At 66.5% G+C, this 15,692-nt stretch carries 20 protein-coding genes; 8 read left to right on the top strand and 12 right to left on the bottom strand.

Going from position 1 to position 15,692, the window contains the following annotated elements; genetic code table 11:
- Positions 1 to 50: 50 nt before the first annotated feature.
- From L1Z78_RS22490 to L1Z78_RS22475, 4 genes are all read right to left on the bottom strand, one after another.
- Positions 51 to 371: a BON domain-containing protein gene (locus L1Z78_RS22490; RefSeq protein ID WP_234638559.1), complete on the bottom strand. Its 321-nt coding sequence runs from the start codon at positions 369 to 371 to the stop codon at positions 51 to 53.
- A gap of 50 nt (positions 372 to 421) precedes the next feature.
- A complete protein-coding gene (locus tag L1Z78_RS22485) occupies positions 422 to 811 on the bottom strand; it encodes a hypothetical protein (protein ID WP_234638558.1) in 390 nt (129 codons plus the stop codon).
- A gap of 65 nt (positions 812 to 876) precedes the next feature.
- The gene (locus L1Z78_RS22480) at positions 877 to 1,038 is read right to left on the bottom strand and encodes a DUF1328 domain-containing protein (RefSeq protein WP_013803930.1); all 162 of its coding nucleotides are present in this window, start codon (positions 1,036 to 1,038) and stop codon (positions 877 to 879) included.
- A 222-nt stretch (positions 1,039 to 1,260) separates the two neighbouring features.
- Positions 1,261 to 2,628, bottom strand: coding sequence for a CHASE3 domain-containing protein (locus L1Z78_RS22475; RefSeq protein ID WP_234638557.1), 1,368 nt, complete (start codon positions 2,626 to 2,628; stop codon positions 1,261 to 1,263).
- 140 nt (positions 2,629 to 2,768) lie between these two features.
- On the opposite strand from L1Z78_RS22475, the gene L1Z78_RS22470 reads away from it, so the two are divergent.
- Positions 2,769 to 3,401: a response regulator transcription factor gene (locus L1Z78_RS22470; RefSeq protein ID WP_012203736.1), complete on the top strand. Its 633-nt coding sequence runs from the start codon at positions 2,769 to 2,771 to the stop codon at positions 3,399 to 3,401.
- Between the two features lie 88 nt (positions 3,402 to 3,489).
- Here the strand turns inward: L1Z78_RS22470 and L1Z78_RS22465 are convergent, their stop codons facing one another.
- The 4 genes from L1Z78_RS22465 to gpmA all read right to left on the bottom strand — a co-directional run bounded on the left by L1Z78_RS22465 (position 3,490) and on the right by gpmA (position 7,140).
- The gene (locus L1Z78_RS22465; protein WP_234638556.1) at positions 3,490 to 3,888 is read right to left on the bottom strand and encodes a response regulator; all 399 of its coding nucleotides are present in this window, start codon (positions 3,886 to 3,888) and stop codon (positions 3,490 to 3,492) included.
- Between the two features lie 119 nt (positions 3,889 to 4,007).
- Positions 4,008 to 4,760 carry a HesA/MoeB/ThiF family protein gene (locus tag L1Z78_RS22460; RefSeq protein WP_234638555.1) on the bottom strand — a complete coding sequence of 251 codons (753 nt, stop codon included), beginning with the start codon at positions 4,758 to 4,760 and terminating at the stop codon, positions 4,008 to 4,010.
- 72 nt (positions 4,761 to 4,832) lie between these two features.
- Positions 4,833 to 6,275: a S41 family peptidase gene (locus L1Z78_RS22455; protein WP_234638554.1), complete on the bottom strand. Its 1,443-nt coding sequence runs from the start codon at positions 6,273 to 6,275 to the stop codon at positions 4,833 to 4,835.
- A 121-nt stretch (positions 6,276 to 6,396) separates the two neighbouring features.
- Complete coding sequence (gene gpmA, locus L1Z78_RS22450; RefSeq protein ID WP_234638553.1) at positions 6,397 to 7,140, bottom strand: 2,3-diphosphoglycerate-dependent phosphoglycerate mutase; 744 nt, start codon at positions 7,138 to 7,140, stop codon at positions 6,397 to 6,399.
- Between the two features lie 98 nt (positions 7,141 to 7,238).
- On the opposite strand from gpmA, the gene L1Z78_RS22445 reads away from it, so the two are divergent.
- The 4 genes from L1Z78_RS22445 to L1Z78_RS22430 all read left to right on the top strand — a co-directional run bounded on the left by L1Z78_RS22445 (position 7,239) and on the right by L1Z78_RS22430 (position 9,670).
- Positions 7,239 to 7,646 carry a rhodanese-like domain-containing protein gene (locus L1Z78_RS22445; RefSeq protein ID WP_234638552.1) on the top strand — a complete coding sequence of 136 codons (408 nt, stop codon included), beginning with the start codon at positions 7,239 to 7,241 and terminating at the stop codon, positions 7,644 to 7,646.
- Positions 7,647 to 7,715: 69 nt separating this feature from the next.
- On the top strand, positions 7,716 to 7,973 hold the full coding sequence (gene grxC / locus L1Z78_RS22440; protein WP_234638551.1) for a glutaredoxin 3: 258 nt from the start codon (positions 7,716 to 7,718) through the stop codon (positions 7,971 to 7,973).
- 128 nt (positions 7,974 to 8,101) lie between these two features.
- Complete coding sequence (gene secB, locus L1Z78_RS22435) at positions 8,102 to 8,557, top strand: protein-export chaperone SecB (protein WP_234638550.1); 456 nt, start codon at positions 8,102 to 8,104, stop codon at positions 8,555 to 8,557.
- Between the two features lie 102 nt (positions 8,558 to 8,659).
- Complete coding sequence (locus L1Z78_RS22430; protein WP_234638549.1) at positions 8,660 to 9,670, top strand: NAD(P)H-dependent glycerol-3-phosphate dehydrogenase; 1,011 nt, start codon at positions 8,660 to 8,662, stop codon at positions 9,668 to 9,670.
- 84 nt (positions 9,671 to 9,754) lie between these two features.
- On the opposite strand, the gene lysA is transcribed toward L1Z78_RS22430, so the two are convergent.
- On the bottom strand, positions 9,755 to 11,008 hold the full coding sequence (gene lysA, locus L1Z78_RS22425) for a diaminopimelate decarboxylase (RefSeq protein WP_234638548.1): 1,254 nt from the start codon (positions 11,006 to 11,008) through the stop codon (positions 9,755 to 9,757).
- Between the two features lie 102 nt (positions 11,009 to 11,110).
- Between lysA and L1Z78_RS22420 the strand changes: the two genes are divergently transcribed.
- Positions 11,111 to 12,040, top strand: a complete 930-nt coding sequence (locus L1Z78_RS22420) for a LysR family transcriptional regulator (protein WP_234638547.1) — start codon at positions 11,111 to 11,113, stop codon at positions 12,038 to 12,040.
- Positions 12,041 to 12,055: 15 nt separating this feature from the next.
- Here L1Z78_RS22420 and L1Z78_RS22415 read toward each other — a convergent pair whose 3' ends face one another.
- From L1Z78_RS22415 to panB, 3 genes are read right to left on the bottom strand one after another with little or no spacing between them, the layout of a single operon-like run.
- Positions 12,056 to 12,268 carry a DUF3079 domain-containing protein gene (locus L1Z78_RS22415; RefSeq protein ID WP_234638546.1) on the bottom strand — a complete coding sequence of 71 codons (213 nt, stop codon included), beginning with the start codon at positions 12,266 to 12,268 and terminating at the stop codon, positions 12,056 to 12,058.
- Between the two features lie 45 nt (positions 12,269 to 12,313).
- Positions 12,314 to 13,165: a pantoate--beta-alanine ligase gene (gene panC / locus L1Z78_RS22410; protein WP_234638545.1), complete on the bottom strand. Its 852-nt coding sequence runs from the start codon at positions 13,163 to 13,165 to the stop codon at positions 12,314 to 12,316.
- Between the two features lie 47 nt (positions 13,166 to 13,212).
- Complete coding sequence (panB, locus tag L1Z78_RS22405; protein ID WP_234638544.1) at positions 13,213 to 14,094, bottom strand: 3-methyl-2-oxobutanoate hydroxymethyltransferase; 882 nt, start codon at positions 14,092 to 14,094, stop codon at positions 13,213 to 13,215.
- Positions 14,095 to 14,339: 245 nt separating this feature from the next.
- Here panB and L1Z78_RS22400 point away from each other — a divergent pair, with 245 nt between their 5' ends.
- Positions 14,340 to 15,065, top strand: a complete 726-nt coding sequence (locus L1Z78_RS22400; RefSeq protein ID WP_234638543.1) for a Crp/Fnr family transcriptional regulator — start codon at positions 14,340 to 14,342, stop codon at positions 15,063 to 15,065.
- A 169-nt stretch (positions 15,066 to 15,234) separates the two neighbouring features.
- Positions 15,235 to 15,546 carry a DUF4148 domain-containing protein gene (locus tag L1Z78_RS22395; protein ID WP_234638542.1) on the top strand — a complete coding sequence of 104 codons (312 nt, stop codon included), beginning with the start codon at positions 15,235 to 15,237 and terminating at the stop codon, positions 15,544 to 15,546.
- Positions 15,547 to 15,692 lie beyond the last annotated feature (146 nt).

Genomic DNA, 15,692 nt, shown 5'->3' with positions numbered 1-15,692 from the left:
AGAAAAAAGGCCGGTGAACCGGCCTTCGGGGGCATCGGCCGAGACCAGGCTCAGGGTCGGACCACGATGCTGTTGCGCACTTCGCGCACGTTCTTGGTGGTGCGGGCGATCTCGGCGGCGCGGGCCTTTTCCGCTTCGGACTTCGCAAAGCCGGACAGCTGCACCGTGCCGTTCAACGTCTCGACGCTGATGGAGGTGGCCGAGACGCTCTTGTCCTCCGCCATCTTGGCCTTCACGGCCGTGGTGATGCCGGCATCGTCCACATACGAGCCCACGGTCTGCTGGTTGCGGGCCACGGAGCACGCGGTGGTGCCCAGCACGGTGGCGCCGGCGACAAGGGCGAAAGCGATGGCTCGGGTGTACTTTTGCATGGTCGTTTCCTTCTTGGATGGGAAAAATGGGGAACGCAGGAGCGGTCTGCTTACTTGCGCGAGCGCGAGCTCATGAAGAACGCGGTGGCGATGGCGGCGCCGGTGGCGGCTGCCAGCAGGATCGAGCGGCCCGGCTGCTCGATGACGTAGCGGGTGGTGGCTTCGGTGGCCGACTGCAGCTGGCGGCGTGCACGGTCGGAACTGTCTGCGCAGAAGTTGATGCCGCGCGTGGCCCATTCCTGGGCACGGGCCGCGAGGTCGTCGATGACGGGGTTGAGCTCGCGCTCGACGGCCTGCACGCCCTCCTCGGCCTTGTCCAGCGCGCTGGCCGCCGTACGCCGCGTGGTGTTGACGGCCTCCTTGGCAGCGTCGGTCACGTCCTGAGCGACTTCCTTGGCGGCATCGGCGGCTTTGTTCACTGCTTTCTCGGTCTGGCTCATTGAATGGATCCTCCTGAATACTGGTGATGGATGCGATGTGCGGTGTGTCGAAGACGGTGCAGCCGCTACTTCTTGATCAGGCTCATCACGAAGGTGACGACGGCCATGATCACGAAAATATAGAACAGGATCTTGGCGATGCCTACAGCGCCTGCCGCAATGCCACCGAAGCCGAAGATGGCGGCGACCAGGGCAATGACGAAGAACACGATGGCGTAGTGCAGCATGAAAAACTCCTTGCGATGTTCGTTTTCCAGGAAACGGCACGGGGCGGGTAGGGGCCGGGTGCTGTTCACATGCCATCGACTGTACCGAGCGGGCCGGGGTCCGATTGACGGTGCCCGGCGTGGCATGGCGTCAGGGTTGGGCACGGGTCGACTGTAGGAATGCACCGGTCGGCCCCTAGGGAAAAAGCCCCTGCCGGCGGAGCCGGGCAGGGACGTTGCGGGTCAGGCGGACGCGGAGGGGGACGACGAGGCGGTGTTCAGTGGGATGACGGCCGATATGGCCGTGCCCTTGCCAAGCTCGGACGATACCGTCAGGCGGCCACCCGCCGCTTCCACGCGGTGGCGCATGCCGGTCAGGCCGTGGGAGTTGGGTCGCATGGACGAGGTCTCGAAGCCTTCGCCATCGTCCTGGATCTGTATCGTGACATAGGTAGGGTAGTTGTGTACCGAGACCAGCACGTGGCTGGCCTTGGCGTACTTGCCGATGTTGGTCAGCGACTCCTGGACGATGCGGTAGACCGTCAGCTGCGTCGACTCCGGCAGTTCCACCTGTTCCAGGTTGGCCGTGACCTCGATGCCGCTGCGCTCGCCGAATTCGCGGGCCAGGATCTCCAGCGCGGTCGTCAGGCCGAGGTTGGACAGCGAGGAGGGACGCAGGTCTTCGATGATGCGGCGCTTGAGTGCGATGCCGCTGTTGAGCGTCTCCACCAGATGGCTGACACGTTCGCCCACGTCCGGGACGCTGAGATCGATCTTGGACTTGAGGCGGGCCACGTCGAGCTTGGCAGCCGTCAGCAGTGAACCCAGTTCGTCGTGCAGCTCGCGTGCCAGGTGGCCGCGCTCGTCCTCGCGCACCTGCTGAAGGTGGTTGGCCAGCTCCGTGAGGGTGGCCGTGCGCTCGCGCACCAAGGCTTCCAGGCGGTTGCGCTCGTCGCGCTGGATTTCCTGCTCGCGCTGGTGGGCCTGCTGCAGCGCATGGGCCTGGCGCAAGTACATGAAAAAGCCCAGCACGCCCAGCGCCGTGACCGTGGCGATGCCGATCCGCGACAGGGACAGCGTGTGCTCGATGTCCTGCAGGTTCTTGGCCGAGCGCTGGTCTATGCCTTCCAGCAGCTTGCCCGTGTAGTCGCGGATGGCGTCCATGTTCTCCATGCCCACATCGGTGAACATGACGAAGCGCCAAGCCTCTTCGTTGCCCTGGCGGTACAGGCGCAGGCTCAGTTCCATCTCGCTCATCTTGCGCTCGACCTGGCGCGCCAGCGGCGTGAAGATGGCCAGCTCCTGCGGGTCGTAGATGAAGATCTGGCGCAGCTCATCCATGTTGTAGTTGATGGCCGTGATCGCCTTGCTGTAGGGCTCCAGGTAGCGCTCCTCGCCGGTCAGCAGGTAGCCGCGCAGGCCGGTTTCCGCATCGAGCATCAGCCGCAGCAACTGGCTGATCTCCGAGCGGGTGGCCTGGGTCTGCGTCATGGCCTCCAGTGCCTTGGTCGAGCGCTTGTAGCTGGCCTCGTTAATGCTGACCAGCAGCACGGCCGCTACGATGGCGAATGCCAGGCTGATCGCAATCCTTCGGAAATTTATCCAACGCATAAGCATCCTCTCGCCTACAAGAACATCGCCGATATTCTGCATAATCGTGTTATCGGTTGCCGGTGCAGTGCTTGTACCGGCGGTTACCATGATTTTTTTGTACCACCAGTGTCCGAGCTGGTTCCTGGAAAGAGGTATTCATGATCAGAATTGGCATTGTGGACGACCATGCAATTGTGCGCTCGGGTTTGCGCCAGTTTCTCTCCGAGCATGTGGATCTGCGTGTGGTGGGCGAGGCCGCCAATGGCCGCGAAGCCATCGACCTGGTCCGTGCCCACGAGATCGACGTGCTGCTGATGGACCTGTCCATGCCCGGGCAAAGCGGCATCGACGCGCTGGCCATGCTGCGAGCCAAGGCGCCCGACATGGGCATTCTCATCCTCAGCGGCTATCCCGAGGAGCACTACGCCATCAACCTGATCCGCCAGGGTGCCAGCGGCTATCTGAACAAGGAGTGTGATCCGCAGGAGATCGCCGAAGCCATCCGCACGGTGGCCCTGGGCCGACGCTACCTGACGCCTGCCGTGGCCGATCTTCTGGCCCAGCAGCTCAATCGCAAGGATGATGCACCCGCCCACGAGCAATTGTCCGAGCGCGAGTTCCAGGTGTTCCTGAAGCTGGCCCGCGGTGAAACGGCCGGTGATATTGCAAAGTCGCTCTCGCTCAGCGTCAAGACGGTAAGCACCTACCGCACGCGCTTGATGGAGAAAATGGGCTTGTCGTCCAACAGCGATTTGACCTATTACGCGCTCAAGAATCGGCTGATCGACTGATTTCGAAGTAATAAGTCCGGCAGGCTGCACGATTATCAAATCTTGCAGCCTTTTTTTTGGGGTGGAAACCAGTTGCCGTGGTTTTCGTTCAGGCTGTTTTCAATTGATTGAGGGACAAGACATCGATATTCATGCAATATTCCATGAGCGCATCGATTTCGTTGGATTTGTCGAAGACCGCATCCACGCCGAGTTGGGCGCAGCGGCTGCGGATGTCGGGTGTGGCGTAGTTGCTGAGCACCACGATCTTCTGGTGCGGCTGGCGCTCGCGGCAGGCGGTGAGCACTCCCAGGCCGCTGCCCTGGCGCAGGAACAGGTCCACGATGGCGAGATCCCAGGCCTCCGGATTCTGCTGAAGCCAGCTCGTTCCGGCGCTTTCCGTCTCGGCGATGCCCACGGCTTCGACGTCGGCCAGTTCTTCAAGCGTGGCGATCAGGTTCTCGCGGATCGTCGGGTTGTCTTCAACAAGATAGGTGCGCAATTTCACGGCTGTATCCAATAGGGACGCGGATGGCAATCGGAGTCCGGTGGAGCCCGGCCTTCATTGTCCTGCGCGACAGCGGGCGATTGTGCCAGTGGGTGATCGGCCTGGAAGTCAGTCGATTCCTACGCCTTGTTACCGCAGACCGGGCAGTCGGGGGCACGGGTGGTTTGCATGCTACTCCAATCCAGGCTGCGGCTGTCGAACATGGTCAGCCGGTTTGTTGCGGGCGTGCCAAAACCCGCGATCAGCTTGAGGGCTTCCGCGGCCTGCAAGCTGCCCATCACTCCGACCACGGGGGCGAAGACGCCCATGGTCGAGCACTGCACCTCCTCGAACTGCGCCTCGGGGGGGAAGACGCAGGCATAGCATGCGCACTGCGGGTCGCGCGGGTCCACCACCATGAGCTGGCCATCCAGCCGGATGGCGGCCCCCGCCACCAGGGGCACGCGGTGGCGCACGCAGGCGGCGTTGATGCGGTGGCGTGTGCGGTAGTTGTCCGTGCAGTCCAGCACCAGGCTGGCCTGGGGGACGAGTTCATCGAGCAGGGCATCGTCGGCGCGCTGCTGACGGCAGTCGATGCGGATGCCCGGGTTGATGGCATGCACGGACATGCGTATGGACTGCACCTTGGGCTGGCCCACGCGATCGGTGGTGTGGGCGATCTGGCGCTGGAGATTGGTCAGGTCCACGGCATCGTCGTCCACCAGGGTGATGCGGCCCGTGCCGGCCGATCCCAGGTACAGCGCCGCAGGGGCGCCCAGTCCGCCTGCGCCGATGATGAGGACATGGGCCGCCAGGATGCGCTCCTGGCCCTCGATGCCGATCTCATCGAGCAGGATATGGCGCGAGTAGCGCAGCAGTTGATCGTCGTTCATTCGCGTCTCCAGACGTGAAAAAGCCGGGCGGTGCCCGGCCTGGTGGGAGCGCGGGCCTCCGGCCCGCGCCCGTCAGTTTTCCTTCTTCTCGGGGGCCCGCTCGGTCAGGGTCTTGCTGACCATGACGGGCTGGCCCTTGAGGCGGTTGAGCGCCTGCTGCAGCTGGAAGTCCTTGTCGGTGCCGAATTCGGGCAGGCGACGCTCGGTCGGCGGCTTCTTGGCCTCTTCCTCCAGGCGCTTGCGGGCTTCCTCGCGGGCTTTCTCGCGCACTTCGTCCTTGACTTCTGCGCCTTGTCCGCTGGACAGGTGCTTTTCCAGATCGGCTTCGCGCATGCGCAGGGCGGCGTACAGGTCGCCTTCGGCGGTCTCGTCCACCATCACATCCGGCACGATGCCCTTGGCCTGGATGGACTTGCCGCTGGGCGTGTAGTAGCGGGCCGTGGTCAGCTTCAGGCCGGTTTCCGTGCCTGCACCCAGCGGCAGCACGGTCTGCACCGATCCCTTGCCGAAGGTCTGGCTGCCCATGATGGTGGCGCGCTTGTGGTCCTGCAGGGCTCCGGCCACGATCTCGCTGGCCGAGGCCGAGCCTTCGTTGACCAGCACCACCAGCGGCAGCTTCTTGAGCGAGGCAGGCAGGCGCTGCAGGGGGTCGCCCATGCCGCGGCGCGCGTAGAAGTTCGGCGAGGCCTTGTAGGTCTCCTTGCTCTCGGGCAACTGGCCGTTGGTGGAGACCACGGTGACATCGGGCGGCAGGAAGGCCGCGGAGATGGCCACGGCCGCGTCAAGCAGGCCGCCGGGGTCGTTGCGAAGATCCAGTACCAGGCCCTTGATGTTGGGCTCCTGCTTGTACAGCTCCTCGATCTTGCGCACGAAGTCGTCCACCGTGCGTTCCTGGAACTGGCTCAGGCGGATCCATGCGTAGCCGGGCTCGATCAGCTTGCCCTTGACCGACTGCGTCTTGATTTCCTCGCGCGTGATGGTCACGGGGAAGCTGCGGCTCTCATCCTTGCGCAGGATGGTCAGCTGCACCTTGGTATTGGGCTCGCCACGCATGCGCTTGACGGCATCGTTGAGGGACAGGCCCTTGACGGCGGTGTCGTCGATCTTGGTGATCAGGTCGCCCGTCTTCAGGCCCGCACGGAAGGCGGGAGAGCCCTCGATGGGCGAGACGACCTTGATCAGGCCATCTTCCGACGTGATTTCGATGCCCACGCCAATGAAGCGCCCCGACGTGCTCTCGCGGAATTCCTTGTAGGACTTCTTGTCGAAGTACTGCGAATGCGGGTCGAGGCTGGAGACCATGCCCGAGATGGCATCGGTGATCAGCTTCTTGTCGTCGACACGCTCGACATAGCTGGCCTTGACCATGCCGAAGACCTGCGCCAATTGCTGCATTTCTTCCAGCGGCAGCGGGGCCATGGCGCCGCGGGCGACGGTCTGCAAGGACACCGTGGTCAGTGCTCCGGCGAAAACACCTACGGAAACCCAGCCGGCAATTTTGATTTTCTGGCCCATATCACCCCTTTAACCGCATCAATATACACCCGCTTGGAAAGGCAGACGCCCGCGTGGTTCCCCAAAAAGGAGGCTGCGGGCGCAATTTCTGTAGCGGGTGCTCACCCCGGGGAGCCGGGGCTCAGGCCTTGCCCTGGGCAGCCACTGCGGCTGCGGCCTTGGCGGCCGCCTCGGCATCGCCCAGATAGTAGTGGCGAATCGGCCGGAGGTCGGCGTCCAGTTCGTAGACCAGCGGAATGCCGTTGGGCACATTCACGCCGACGATGGCGTCGTCCGAGATGCCGTCCAGGTACTTGATCAGGGCGCGGATGGAGTTGCCGTGCGCGGCCACGACGACCCGCTTGCCGGCCTTGATCGCAGGTGCGATGGACTCATTCCAGAACGGCAGCACGCGCGCGACCGTGTCCTTCAGGCATTCGGTCAGCGGCACCTGGCCGGGGTCGAGGCGGGCGTAGCGCACATCGCCGCGCTCGCTGCGCGGGTCCTGGGGGGCCAGGGCCGGAGGCGGCGTGTCGTAGCTGCGGCGCCATACGAGGACCTGGGCGTCGCCGTACTGCTTCGCCATGTCGGCCTTGTTCAGGCCCTGCAGGCCGCCGTAGTGGCGCTCGTTCAGGCGCCAGCTGTGCTCCACGGGCAGCCAGGTGCGGTCCATCTCGTCCAGTGTGTGCCACAGCGTGCGCGTGGCACGCTTGAGGACGCTGGTGTAGGCGAGGTCGAAGTCGTAGCCCTCGGCCTTGAGCAGGCGGCCGGCGTTCTTGGCCTGCTCGACGCCGGTGGCGGTCAGGTCCACGTCGGTCCAGCCGGTGAAGCGGTTTTCGAGGTTCCAGGTGGATTCACCGTGGCGGATCAGCACGAGCTTGTACATGGCGGCTTTCTGAGTCTGTCGATGCGACAAAGCTGGGCTGTCGCGGGGGCAAAAGCCGCCATTCTAGAATTGACAGGTTTGCCAACCCAAGGAATGACGTGAAATTCATCATCGATAACTGGTATTTGATCCTGATCGCGCTGGCGTCGGGCGTGATGCTGTTGCTGCCCATGGTGCGTGGCGCCGGCGGCGGTTCGCTGACGGCCGCGCAGGCCGTGCAACTGATCAACCGCCAAAAGGCCGTGGTCATCGATGTCTCCGAGCCCGAGGAATTCGCGGCGGCCCATGCCAACGGCGCCAGGAACCTGCCGCTGGGCCAGTTCGAGGAAAAGCTGCCCTCCACGGTCAAGAACAAGGCCCTGCCGCTGGTGTTGATCTGCGCCAAGGGCAACCGCGCCGCGCGTGCCGAGGCCCTGGCCCGCAAGCTGGGCTATGAAAAGGCCCAGGCCCTGGCCGGCGGCCTGAAGGCATGGCGCGATGCCGGCATGCCGGTTGAAAAGGCCTGAAGCGCCTCCACCTGGAACGATCAGAGCCGCCGATCAGCAGGCGGCACGCACATTCGGAGAAAGCTGCACATGCAAGCCGTGAAGATGTACACCACCGCTGTCTGCCCCTATTGCATCCGGGCCAAGCAGATCCTCAAGTCCAAGGGCGTGGAGCAGATCGAGGAGATCCGCATCGACACCGATCCCGCCGCGCGCGATGTGATGATGCAGAGCACGGGCCGCCGCACGGTGCCCCAGATCTTCATCGGCGAGCAGCATGTGGGCGGCTGTGACGACCTGATGGCGCTGGATGCCCAGGGAGCCCTGGTGCCCCTGCTGCAAAGTTGAAACCTGGGCGCTGCATAATGCTGGCCCAGATGCCCGCTGCACAAGCTTTTGGCAGCGGGCATTTTTGTCGTTGATTTTTTGATGCCCAGGTCGCAGGACCGGGGCTTTTGCCCAGAAAGACTGATTCCATGGCCGAACAGGACACTCCCGTCTTCCAGATCCAGCGCGTCTACCTCAAGGACCTGTCGCTGGAGCAGCCCAATTCGCCCGCCATCCTGCTGGAGCAGGAGCAGCCCAGCGTGGACATCCAGCTCGGCGTCGAAGCGACTCCCGTGGCCGAAGGCATCTTCGAAGTGGCCGTGACGGCCACCGTGCAGACCAAGATCCAGGACAAGACCGTGTTCCTGGTCGAGGCCAAGCAGGCCGGCATCTTCGAGATCCGCAACGTGCCCGAGGACCAGATGGGCGGTGTGATCGGCATCGCCTGCCCCCAGATCATCTACCCCTACCTGCGCGGCAACGTGGCCGACGTGGTCACCCGCGCAGGCTTCCCGCCCGTGCACCTGGCGGAAATCAACTTCCAGGCCATGTACGAGCAGCAGCAGGCGGCCGCCCAGGCCGACGGCAACTCCCTGCCGCAGTAAGCCGCCGCCCTGCGAACGCGGCTGATGTCGCTTCGCTGTGGTACAAGAAAAGAGGCCTTCAGGCCTCTTTTTTCATTCTTTGCAGCAACCATCCGAGCAGATATGAACATTGTGGTGATTGGCGCCGGCGCATGGGGCACGGCACTGGCGATGAGCGCCGCCTCGCGCGGGGGCGGACGCACCGTGGCCCTGTGGGCGCGCGATGCCGCCCAGGCCCAGGCCATGCAGGCACAGCGGGAGAACGCCCGCTACCTGCCCGGCGTGGCCTTTCCGCCCGGCTTGCAGGTCGTGCAGGGCGAGATCGAGGGCCGATTGGCTGCCGCTGACCTGATTGTCATCGGCACACCCATGGCGGCCCTGCGCGAATGGCTGCTGCGCCTGCGGCATGCATCGGCGCCCGTGGCATGGCTGTGCAAGGGTTTCGAGGCCGTGGCGCCCGGTGCTTCGGCCGCCTCGCATGGGCTGATGGCCCACGAGGTCTGCGCCCAGGTGGCGCCTGACCTGCTGTGCGGCGTTCTCAGCGGACCCAGCTTCGCGGCCGAGGTGGCTCGCCACCAGCCCACGGCGCTGGTGGCCGCAAGCCGCCATCCCGAAGTCAGCGATGCCCTGGTCGCCGCCTTCCATGGCGATGCCATGCGCGTCTATGCCAATTCCGACATCGTGGGCGTGGAGGTGGGCGGGGCGGTCAAGAACGTGCTGGCCATCGCCACCGGCCTGTGCGACGGCCTGCAGCTGGGATTGAACGCGCGCGCGGCCCTGGTCACGCGCGGCCTTGCCGAGATGACCCGCCTGGGCCTGGCGCTGGGTGCGCGCATCGAGACCTTCATGGGCCTGTCGGGCCTGGGTGATCTGGTGCTCACCGCCACGGGCGACCTGTCGCGCAACCGCAAGGTGGGTCTGCTGCTGGCCCAGGGCCGCACGCTCGACGAAGCCGTGGCCTCGCTGGGCCATGTGGCCGAAGGCGTGTACAGCGCGCGCACCGTGCTGGCGCGCGCGCGGTTGCTCAATGTGGAAATGCCCATCACCGAGACCGTGGTGGACCTGCTCGACGGCCGGCTGCGAGCCGCCGAGGCCGTGCAGCACCTGATGGCGCGCGATCCGCGGGGAGAGTGAGGCCCGAGGCATGCTGCCTGCAAAAAAGCCCCGCAGCCTGACGGCTCCGGGGCTTTTTCACGCCGGTGGCGCGGCTCGCGGTGCCTACAGGTCCAGCTCCAGCGCCAGCAGTTCCTCCACCGTCTGGCGGCGGCGGATCAGGCGGGCGGCGTCGCCGTCGACCAGCACTTCGGCAGCCAGGGGGCGCGTGTTGTAGTTGCTGGACATGGAGCTGCCATAGGCGCCCGTGTCATGGATGACGAGCAGGTCGCCCACCGAGGCGCCGGCCAGGGAGCGCGGCAGCACCACGCCGCCGTCGCCCTGGGTGAACACGTCGCCCGATTCGCACAGCGGTCCGGCGACCACGGCGTCGCGCGCGGGCAGTGCCTGGCCGTCGCGGCGCAGCACCTGCATGCCGTGCCAGCTACCGTACATGGAGGGGCGCATCAACTCGTTGAAGCCGGTGTCCACCAGCACGAAATGGTTGCTGCCCGCGTTCTTGGTGGCGCGCACCTGGCCTAGCAGCACGCCCGATTCGGCCACGAGAAAGCGGCCCGGCTCGATCTCCAGTCCCAGGGCATGGCCCATGATGGCCTCGGCCTGCTCGCGCGCCGCGTCCCACAGGCCGTGGTAGTGGGCCGTGTCGATGGTGGCATCGCCCTCGCGGTAGGGAATGGACAGGCCGCCGCCGGCCGAGATGGCCTGCAGGTCGTGGCCTGCCTGGTGCGTGGCACGCACCAGTTCCACCATGGCGCCGCAGACCTGCTGGAGGTGGCCGTAGTCCACGCCCGAGCCGATGTGCATGTGCAGGCCGGCCAGGGTCAGGCCGCCCGCGCGGATGGCGTCCAGCGCGGCCAGCAGGTCGCTGTGCCAGATGCCGTGCTTGCTGTGCTCGCCGCCCGTGTTGGTCTTGTTGCTGTGGCCGTGGCCGAAGCCGGGGTTGATGCGCAGCCAGACCGGGTGGCCGGGCGAGGCCTGGGCCAGCTGGTGCAGCATGTCGATGGAGCCGGCGTTCACGGGCACCTTGTGCTCGGCCACGCAGGCCAGCGTGGCCTCGTCCATCACGTCGGCGGTGAACACGATGTCGCTGTGCAGGTCCTGGGCATGGCCGGCCCTGTAGCCGGCCGCCAGCGCGCGCAGGATCTCGCCGCGCGAGACCGCGTCCACCTTCACGCCCTGCTCGCGCATGAGCTTGAGGATGTGGATGTTGGAGCAGGCCTTCTGGGCGAAGCGGATGGTGTCGAAGGCCTTGAGCTGGGCGATACGCGCGCGGATGGTGGCGGCGTCGTAGACCCACAGGGGCGTGCCGAACTGGTCGGCCAGGGCCCAGAGCAGGGCAGGGGAGAAGGGATTGGACATGGCGTCTCTTTCTGGGGACTGCCGCGCATGATGGTGGATGCTGGTCATTCAGTCCAATGCTTGTTTTTTGGGTGTCTATTTGATTTGGATATGCTTTGAAGCATGCAAGACCCTGATCTCCGACAGGCTTCGACCGAGCCGCGCATTTCCCATCGCCATCTGGAGGTGTTCCGCGCGCTGATGCTCAGCGGCAGTGCCACGGCTGCGGCGCAGATGCTGTTCAGTTCCCAGCCCACGGTCAGCCGCGAGCTGGCGCGGCTGGAGGGTCTGCTGGGCTACGCCCTGTTCGAGCGCGCCCAGGGCCGGCTGCGCCCCACGGCGCGCGCGCTGTCCCTGTGGGCCGAGGTACAGCGCAGCTGGCAGGGCCTGGACCGCGTGGTCGAGCATGCGCTGGCCCTGGGCCGGCCGCACCAGGCCCGCATCGGCGTGCTGTGCCTGCCGGCGCTCAGCCATGCGCTGCTGCCGGGCGCGCTGGCACGGCTGCGGGCACGGCATGGACCGGTGGCCGTCAGCGTGGCCACGCAGGAGGCGCCACTGCTGCAGGAGTGGATGTCCGCCCAGCGCCACGACCTGGGCCTGGCCGAGCTGGCGGAGGCGCCGCCGGGCACGCGTGCGCTGGCACTGGCCCCCATGGACGAAGTGGCCGTGCTGCCTGCCGGCCATCCGCTGGTCGCCAGGCAAGTGCTGCGGGCCGTTGATTTCGCGGGCGAGGGTTTTGTCAGCCTGGCGCGCGATGATCCCTACCGCCAGCAGATCGATGCCGTGTTCGAGCAGGCCGGCGTGCAGCGCCAGCTGCACCTGGAGACCCACAGCGCCGTGGCCGTGTGCGCCATGGTGCAGCATGGCCTGGGCGTGGCCATCGTCAATCCGCTGACGGCGCGTGCCTGCGCGGGCCCGCAACTGGTGGTGCGACCGCTGGCCTTTTCGATTCCGTTCCAGGTGCATGTCCTGCTGCCCCTGCACCGTCCGGCCGTGGCCGAGGTGCAATGGCTGGTCGAGGCACTGGCCGCCGAGGTGCAGGCCGAGGCCTGAGGGCGGCCGGCCGATTCAGTTCGCCGTGCCGTTCATGGCGGGGACCCTGTCCGCCGCGGGCTCGGGCGGCAGGCCCCATTCCATCCAGTCGTCGCCGAAGATCTCCACGGGATGCTGGGTGCGGTCCGAGCCGTTGCCGCAGGCCAGGGCATCCCTGGCGCAATACCGGTCGCAGCCCCAGCAGGTGCGTTCGGGGTGCGCGGGGTGGATGGGAAATTTCTTGGCCATGGCATCCAGCTTGGACCGCCATGGCCGGGGGCGCCTTGCGCTGGATCAGAACTCCAGGTTGTCGATCAGGCGCGTCTTGCCCAGGCGCGCGGCGCCCAGGGCGACCAGCGGCGCGCTGGCCAGTTGCTGCCCGTCGGCGGGCGATTGCAGGTCGCGGCGCAGGCGCACCGTGAGGTAGTCGGGCGCCCAGCCCTGGGCGGCCAGCGATTGCATGGCCCAATCCTCCAGCTCGGCCAGGGGCGACTGTCCCGCCCGGGCCGCCTGGGCCAGTTGCTGCAGGGCCTGCGACAGGGCCAGGGCCTGCTGGCGCTCCTCGCTGCTCAGGTAGCCGTTGCGTGAACTCAGCGCCAGGCCGTCCTCGGCACGTGCCGTATCGCCGGCAACGATGTCCACCGGCAGGGCGAATTGATCGACCATGCGGCGAATCACCATCAGTTGCTGGAAGTCCTTCTTGCCGAAGACGGCGGTGCCGCCGCCGCTGGCGAAGAACACGGCCGAGAACAGCTTCATCACCACGGTGCACACGCCCGTGAAGAAGCCGGGGCGGAAGTGGCCCTCGAGCATGTCGGCCAACTGGGGATCCGGCTGGATCCTGAAGGTCTGGGGCTCGGGGTAGAGGTCGGCCTCGCGCGGGGCGAACAGCAGATCGCAGCCCTCGGAGCGCAGCTTGGCGCAGTCGGCGTCCCAGGTGCGCGGGTAGCTGTCGAAATCCTCGTGGGGCAGGAACTGCAGGCGGTTCACGAAGATGCTGGCCACCGTGATGTCACCGTGCTGGCGCGCGGTGCGCACCAGGGACAGGTGGCCCTCGTGCAGATTGCCCATGGTGGGCACGAAGGCAGGGCGCCCCTTGTTGGCCAGGATGGCGCGCAGGTCGGCGATGGAGTGGACGATTTGCATGGAAAGACGGGAACGGAGGCGAAAAAAACGGGGCGCGGTGAACCGGCTCACCAGGCGTGCTTGCTGTCGTCGGGGAAGCTGCCGCTCTTGACGGCCTGCACATAGGCCTCGAAGGCGCCCTTGACGCTGCCGGCATCTTCCATGAAGTTGTGCACGAAGCGCGCCATCTTGCCCAGGTTCACGCCCAGCATGTCGTGCAGCACCAGGACCTGGCCGGCCGTGCCGCTGCCCGCGCCGATGCCGATGGTGTGGCAGTGCGGCAGCTCGGCCGTGAGGGCGCGCGACAACTGGGCAGGCACCATCTCCAGCACCAGCATGGAGGCGCCTGCGTCCTGCAGCTCCAGTGCGTGTCGGCGCAGCGTGGCCGCGCCTTCGTCGCTCTTGCCCTGGACGCGGTAGCCGCCCAGCGCATGCACGGTCTGGGGCGTCAGACCCAGGTGGGCGCACACGGGCACGCCGCGCTCCACCAGGAACTGCACCGTGGGCGCGGTCCAGCCGCCGCCTTCGAGCTTGACCATGTGGGCGCCGGCCTGCATCAGCGCGCAGGCGCTGCGCATGGCCTGCTCGCGGTTTTCGGCGTAGCTGCCATAGGGCATGTCTGCGATCAGCCAGGCCGTACCCTGCACACGGTGCAGGCCGCGCGCCACGCTGGCCGTGTGATAGCACATGTCCTGCAGCGATACGCCCACCGTGCTGTGCAGGCCCTGGCAGACCATGCCCAGCGAGTCGCCGACCAGGATGCATTCCACGCCGGCCGCATCGGCCACGGCCGCGAAGGTGGCGTCGTAGGCGGTGACCATGGTGATCTTCTCGCCGGCCTCGCGCATCTGCGCCAGGCGGGGAAGGCTCACGGGGCGGCGCTGGGGCAGCGGCGAGGCGGGGGGAATGGTGCCGTAGGGCGTGCCGGCAGTGACGGGGGCTTGGGTCATGGGGCGCTCTCAGGGGGATGGAATTGCCGCGAGTCTATGCGATGCGCACGCCGGCCACCTGTCCCTGAGCTGTCCCGGCGATGCCACGGGCTTGTCGATTCCTCACGGTGGCGCCGTGGCCCTGGGAGGACAGGGGTATCCGTGTGGCCCAGGCATTGGCCGGGGCGATGCCGCTATGCTGTGATTCCCGTGGCAGATGCCAGGGTCGGGCAGACCCTGCGGACGCACCCCCTCACTGTTGCCCTATGACTGCCTCCATACCTGTTTCGCCGCATGTTCCCGCGGTGGCCTGGCAGGGCCTTCGCCATGTCCATGTGCTGCAAAGCCTGCCCGACGACCGCCTGGCCGAGCTGGCCGCGCAATGCCGCTGGCAGCATCTGGCCGTGCACCAGACGCTGGAAGGCGCCTATGCCGACCAGCGGCTCTACATGCTGGTCCATGGGGGCCTGCGCGTGAGCAGCTACGCCCCCAGCGGCCGGGGGCTGACGCTGGGCGAGATCACGCAGGGCGTGTTCTTCGGCGGGCTGCCCCAGCAGCAGAACGACTGCAGCGGCATTCCCCTGGTCGTCGAGGCCGCCGAGCCCAGCCTCGTCGCCTCGCTGGCACACGAGGACGTGGAAACGCTGCTGATGAACGAGCCCCAGGTGCTGCGCTCCTTCATCGGCCGACTCAGCGATCTGGTCGTGGCGCTGGCGCGGCGCATGGTCAACCTGGGGACGCTGACGGTGCGCAGCCGTCTGCATGCCCAGTTGCTGGAGCGCGCCGAACGCGCGGGGGTGGAGCAGGGGCAGGCCCTTCTGGCGCCTGCGCCCCGGCAAAACGACCTGGCCCTGCTGCTGGGCACCAGCCGCGAGGAGGTGGCGCGCGAGATGGCGCGTCTGGTGCGCCTGGGGCTGCTGCGCCGCGAGGGCCGCAACTTGCGCATCTGTCATGTCGAGGGCTTGCGCGTGCTGCTCGAAGAAGCGCGTTGAGCGGGCGCGGCCGCAATTGTTGTCGGCTGCGAAACGGTCTTTTTCCGTTCCGTTCTGGCAGATGGGCAAACGCGTGAGAAAACGCACAGACACCGATTGCTGCGGTGCCGCATAGTTCAGCCATGCCGCGAGGAATTGTTCGCCGACCGGCCTTCTGAAAGGATCTGACATGCGTACCCTCTCCGCTGCACTGGCCGCCCTGACCCTGGGCCTCGCCGGCACTGCCATGGCCCAAGAAGCCATTTCTCCCGCTTCCTCGAACACCGCCGGCCTGAGCCGCGCCGAAGTGCTGGCCGACCTCGAGATGTGGCACCAGGCTGGCATGACCTACCTGCCCTCGCCTTCGGCCGACCGTGAAATCGGCTACCAGTCTGCCGAGTACCAGCGTGGCCTGGCCCGCTACCAGCAACTGCGCAGCGGCCCCGCCTACCGTGAAGCCGTGGCCCGGCTCGAAACCCAGCAGACAGTCACCCAGAAGTGAATGGATATGGGCCCGGCATGCCGCCGGGCCTGTTGGTGGAAAGCGTCCCCCCGGACGCTTGGTTTGGCGCCCCTCGGGGCGCTTTTTTCATGGATGTCCCCCCGGCATCCAGGGTGGTCGCGGGGCGCCTGCCTGCCGCTGCGCTC

The organism is Delftia tsuruhatensis (assembly GCF_903815225.1).
Classification (GTDB): Bacteria; Pseudomonadota; Gammaproteobacteria; order Burkholderiales; family Burkholderiaceae_C; genus Comamonas; species Comamonas tsuruhatensis_A.
The sequence above is the reverse complement of the archived record's forward strand: the minus strand, read 5'-3'. Positions and strand labels throughout refer to the sequence as shown.

Coding starts and splice junctions, on each gene's coding strand:
- L1Z78_RS22490 (WP_234638559.1), bottom strand. CDS start 371: ATGCAAAAGTACACCCGAGCCATCGCTTTCGCCCTTGTCGCCGGCGCC.
- L1Z78_RS22485 (WP_234638558.1), bottom strand. CDS start 811: ATGAGCCAGACCGAGAAAGCAGTGAACAAAGCCGCCGATGCCGCCAAG.
- L1Z78_RS22480 (WP_013803930.1), bottom strand. CDS start 1,038: ATGCTGCACTACGCCATCGTGTTCTTCGTCATTGCCCTGGTCGCCGCC.
- L1Z78_RS22475 (WP_234638557.1), bottom strand. CDS start 2,628: ATGCGTTGGATAAATTTCCGAAGGATTGCGATCAGCCTGGCATTCGCC.
- L1Z78_RS22470 (WP_012203736.1), top strand. CDS start 2,769: ATGATCAGAATTGGCATTGTGGACGACCATGCAATTGTGCGCTCGGGT.
- L1Z78_RS22460 (WP_234638555.1), bottom strand. CDS start 4,760: ATGAACGACGATCAACTGCTGCGCTACTCGCGCCATATCCTGCTCGAT.
- L1Z78_RS22455 (WP_234638554.1), bottom strand. CDS start 6,275: ATGGGCCAGAAAATCAAAATTGCCGGCTGGGTTTCCGTAGGTGTTTTC.
- gpmA (WP_234638553.1), bottom strand. CDS start 7,140: ATGTACAAGCTCGTGCTGATCCGCCACGGTGAATCCACCTGGAACCTC.
- grxC (WP_234638551.1), top strand. CDS start 7,716: ATGCAAGCCGTGAAGATGTACACCACCGCTGTCTGCCCCTATTGCATC.
- secB (WP_234638550.1), top strand. CDS start 8,102: ATGGCCGAACAGGACACTCCCGTCTTCCAGATCCAGCGCGTCTACCTC.
- L1Z78_RS22430 (WP_234638549.1), top strand. CDS start 8,660: ATGAACATTGTGGTGATTGGCGCCGGCGCATGGGGCACGGCACTGGCG.
- lysA (WP_234638548.1), bottom strand. CDS start 11,008: ATGTCCAATCCCTTCTCCCCTGCCCTGCTCTGGGCCCTGGCCGACCAG.
- L1Z78_RS22420 (WP_234638547.1), top strand. CDS start 11,111: ATGCAAGACCCTGATCTCCGACAGGCTTCGACCGAGCCGCGCATTTCC.
- L1Z78_RS22415 (WP_234638546.1), bottom strand. CDS start 12,268: ATGGCCAAGAAATTTCCCATCCACCCCGCGCACCCCGAACGCACCTGC.
- panC (WP_234638545.1), bottom strand. CDS start 13,165: ATGCAAATCGTCCACTCCATCGCCGACCTGCGCGCCATCCTGGCCAAC.
- panB (WP_234638544.1), bottom strand. CDS start 14,094: ATGACCCAAGCCCCCGTCACTGCCGGCACGCCCTACGGCACCATTCCC.
- L1Z78_RS22400 (WP_234638543.1), top strand. CDS start 14,340: ATGACTGCCTCCATACCTGTTTCGCCGCATGTTCCCGCGGTGGCCTGG.
- L1Z78_RS22395 (WP_234638542.1), top strand. CDS start 15,235: ATGCGTACCCTCTCCGCTGCACTGGCCGCCCTGACCCTGGGCCTCGCC.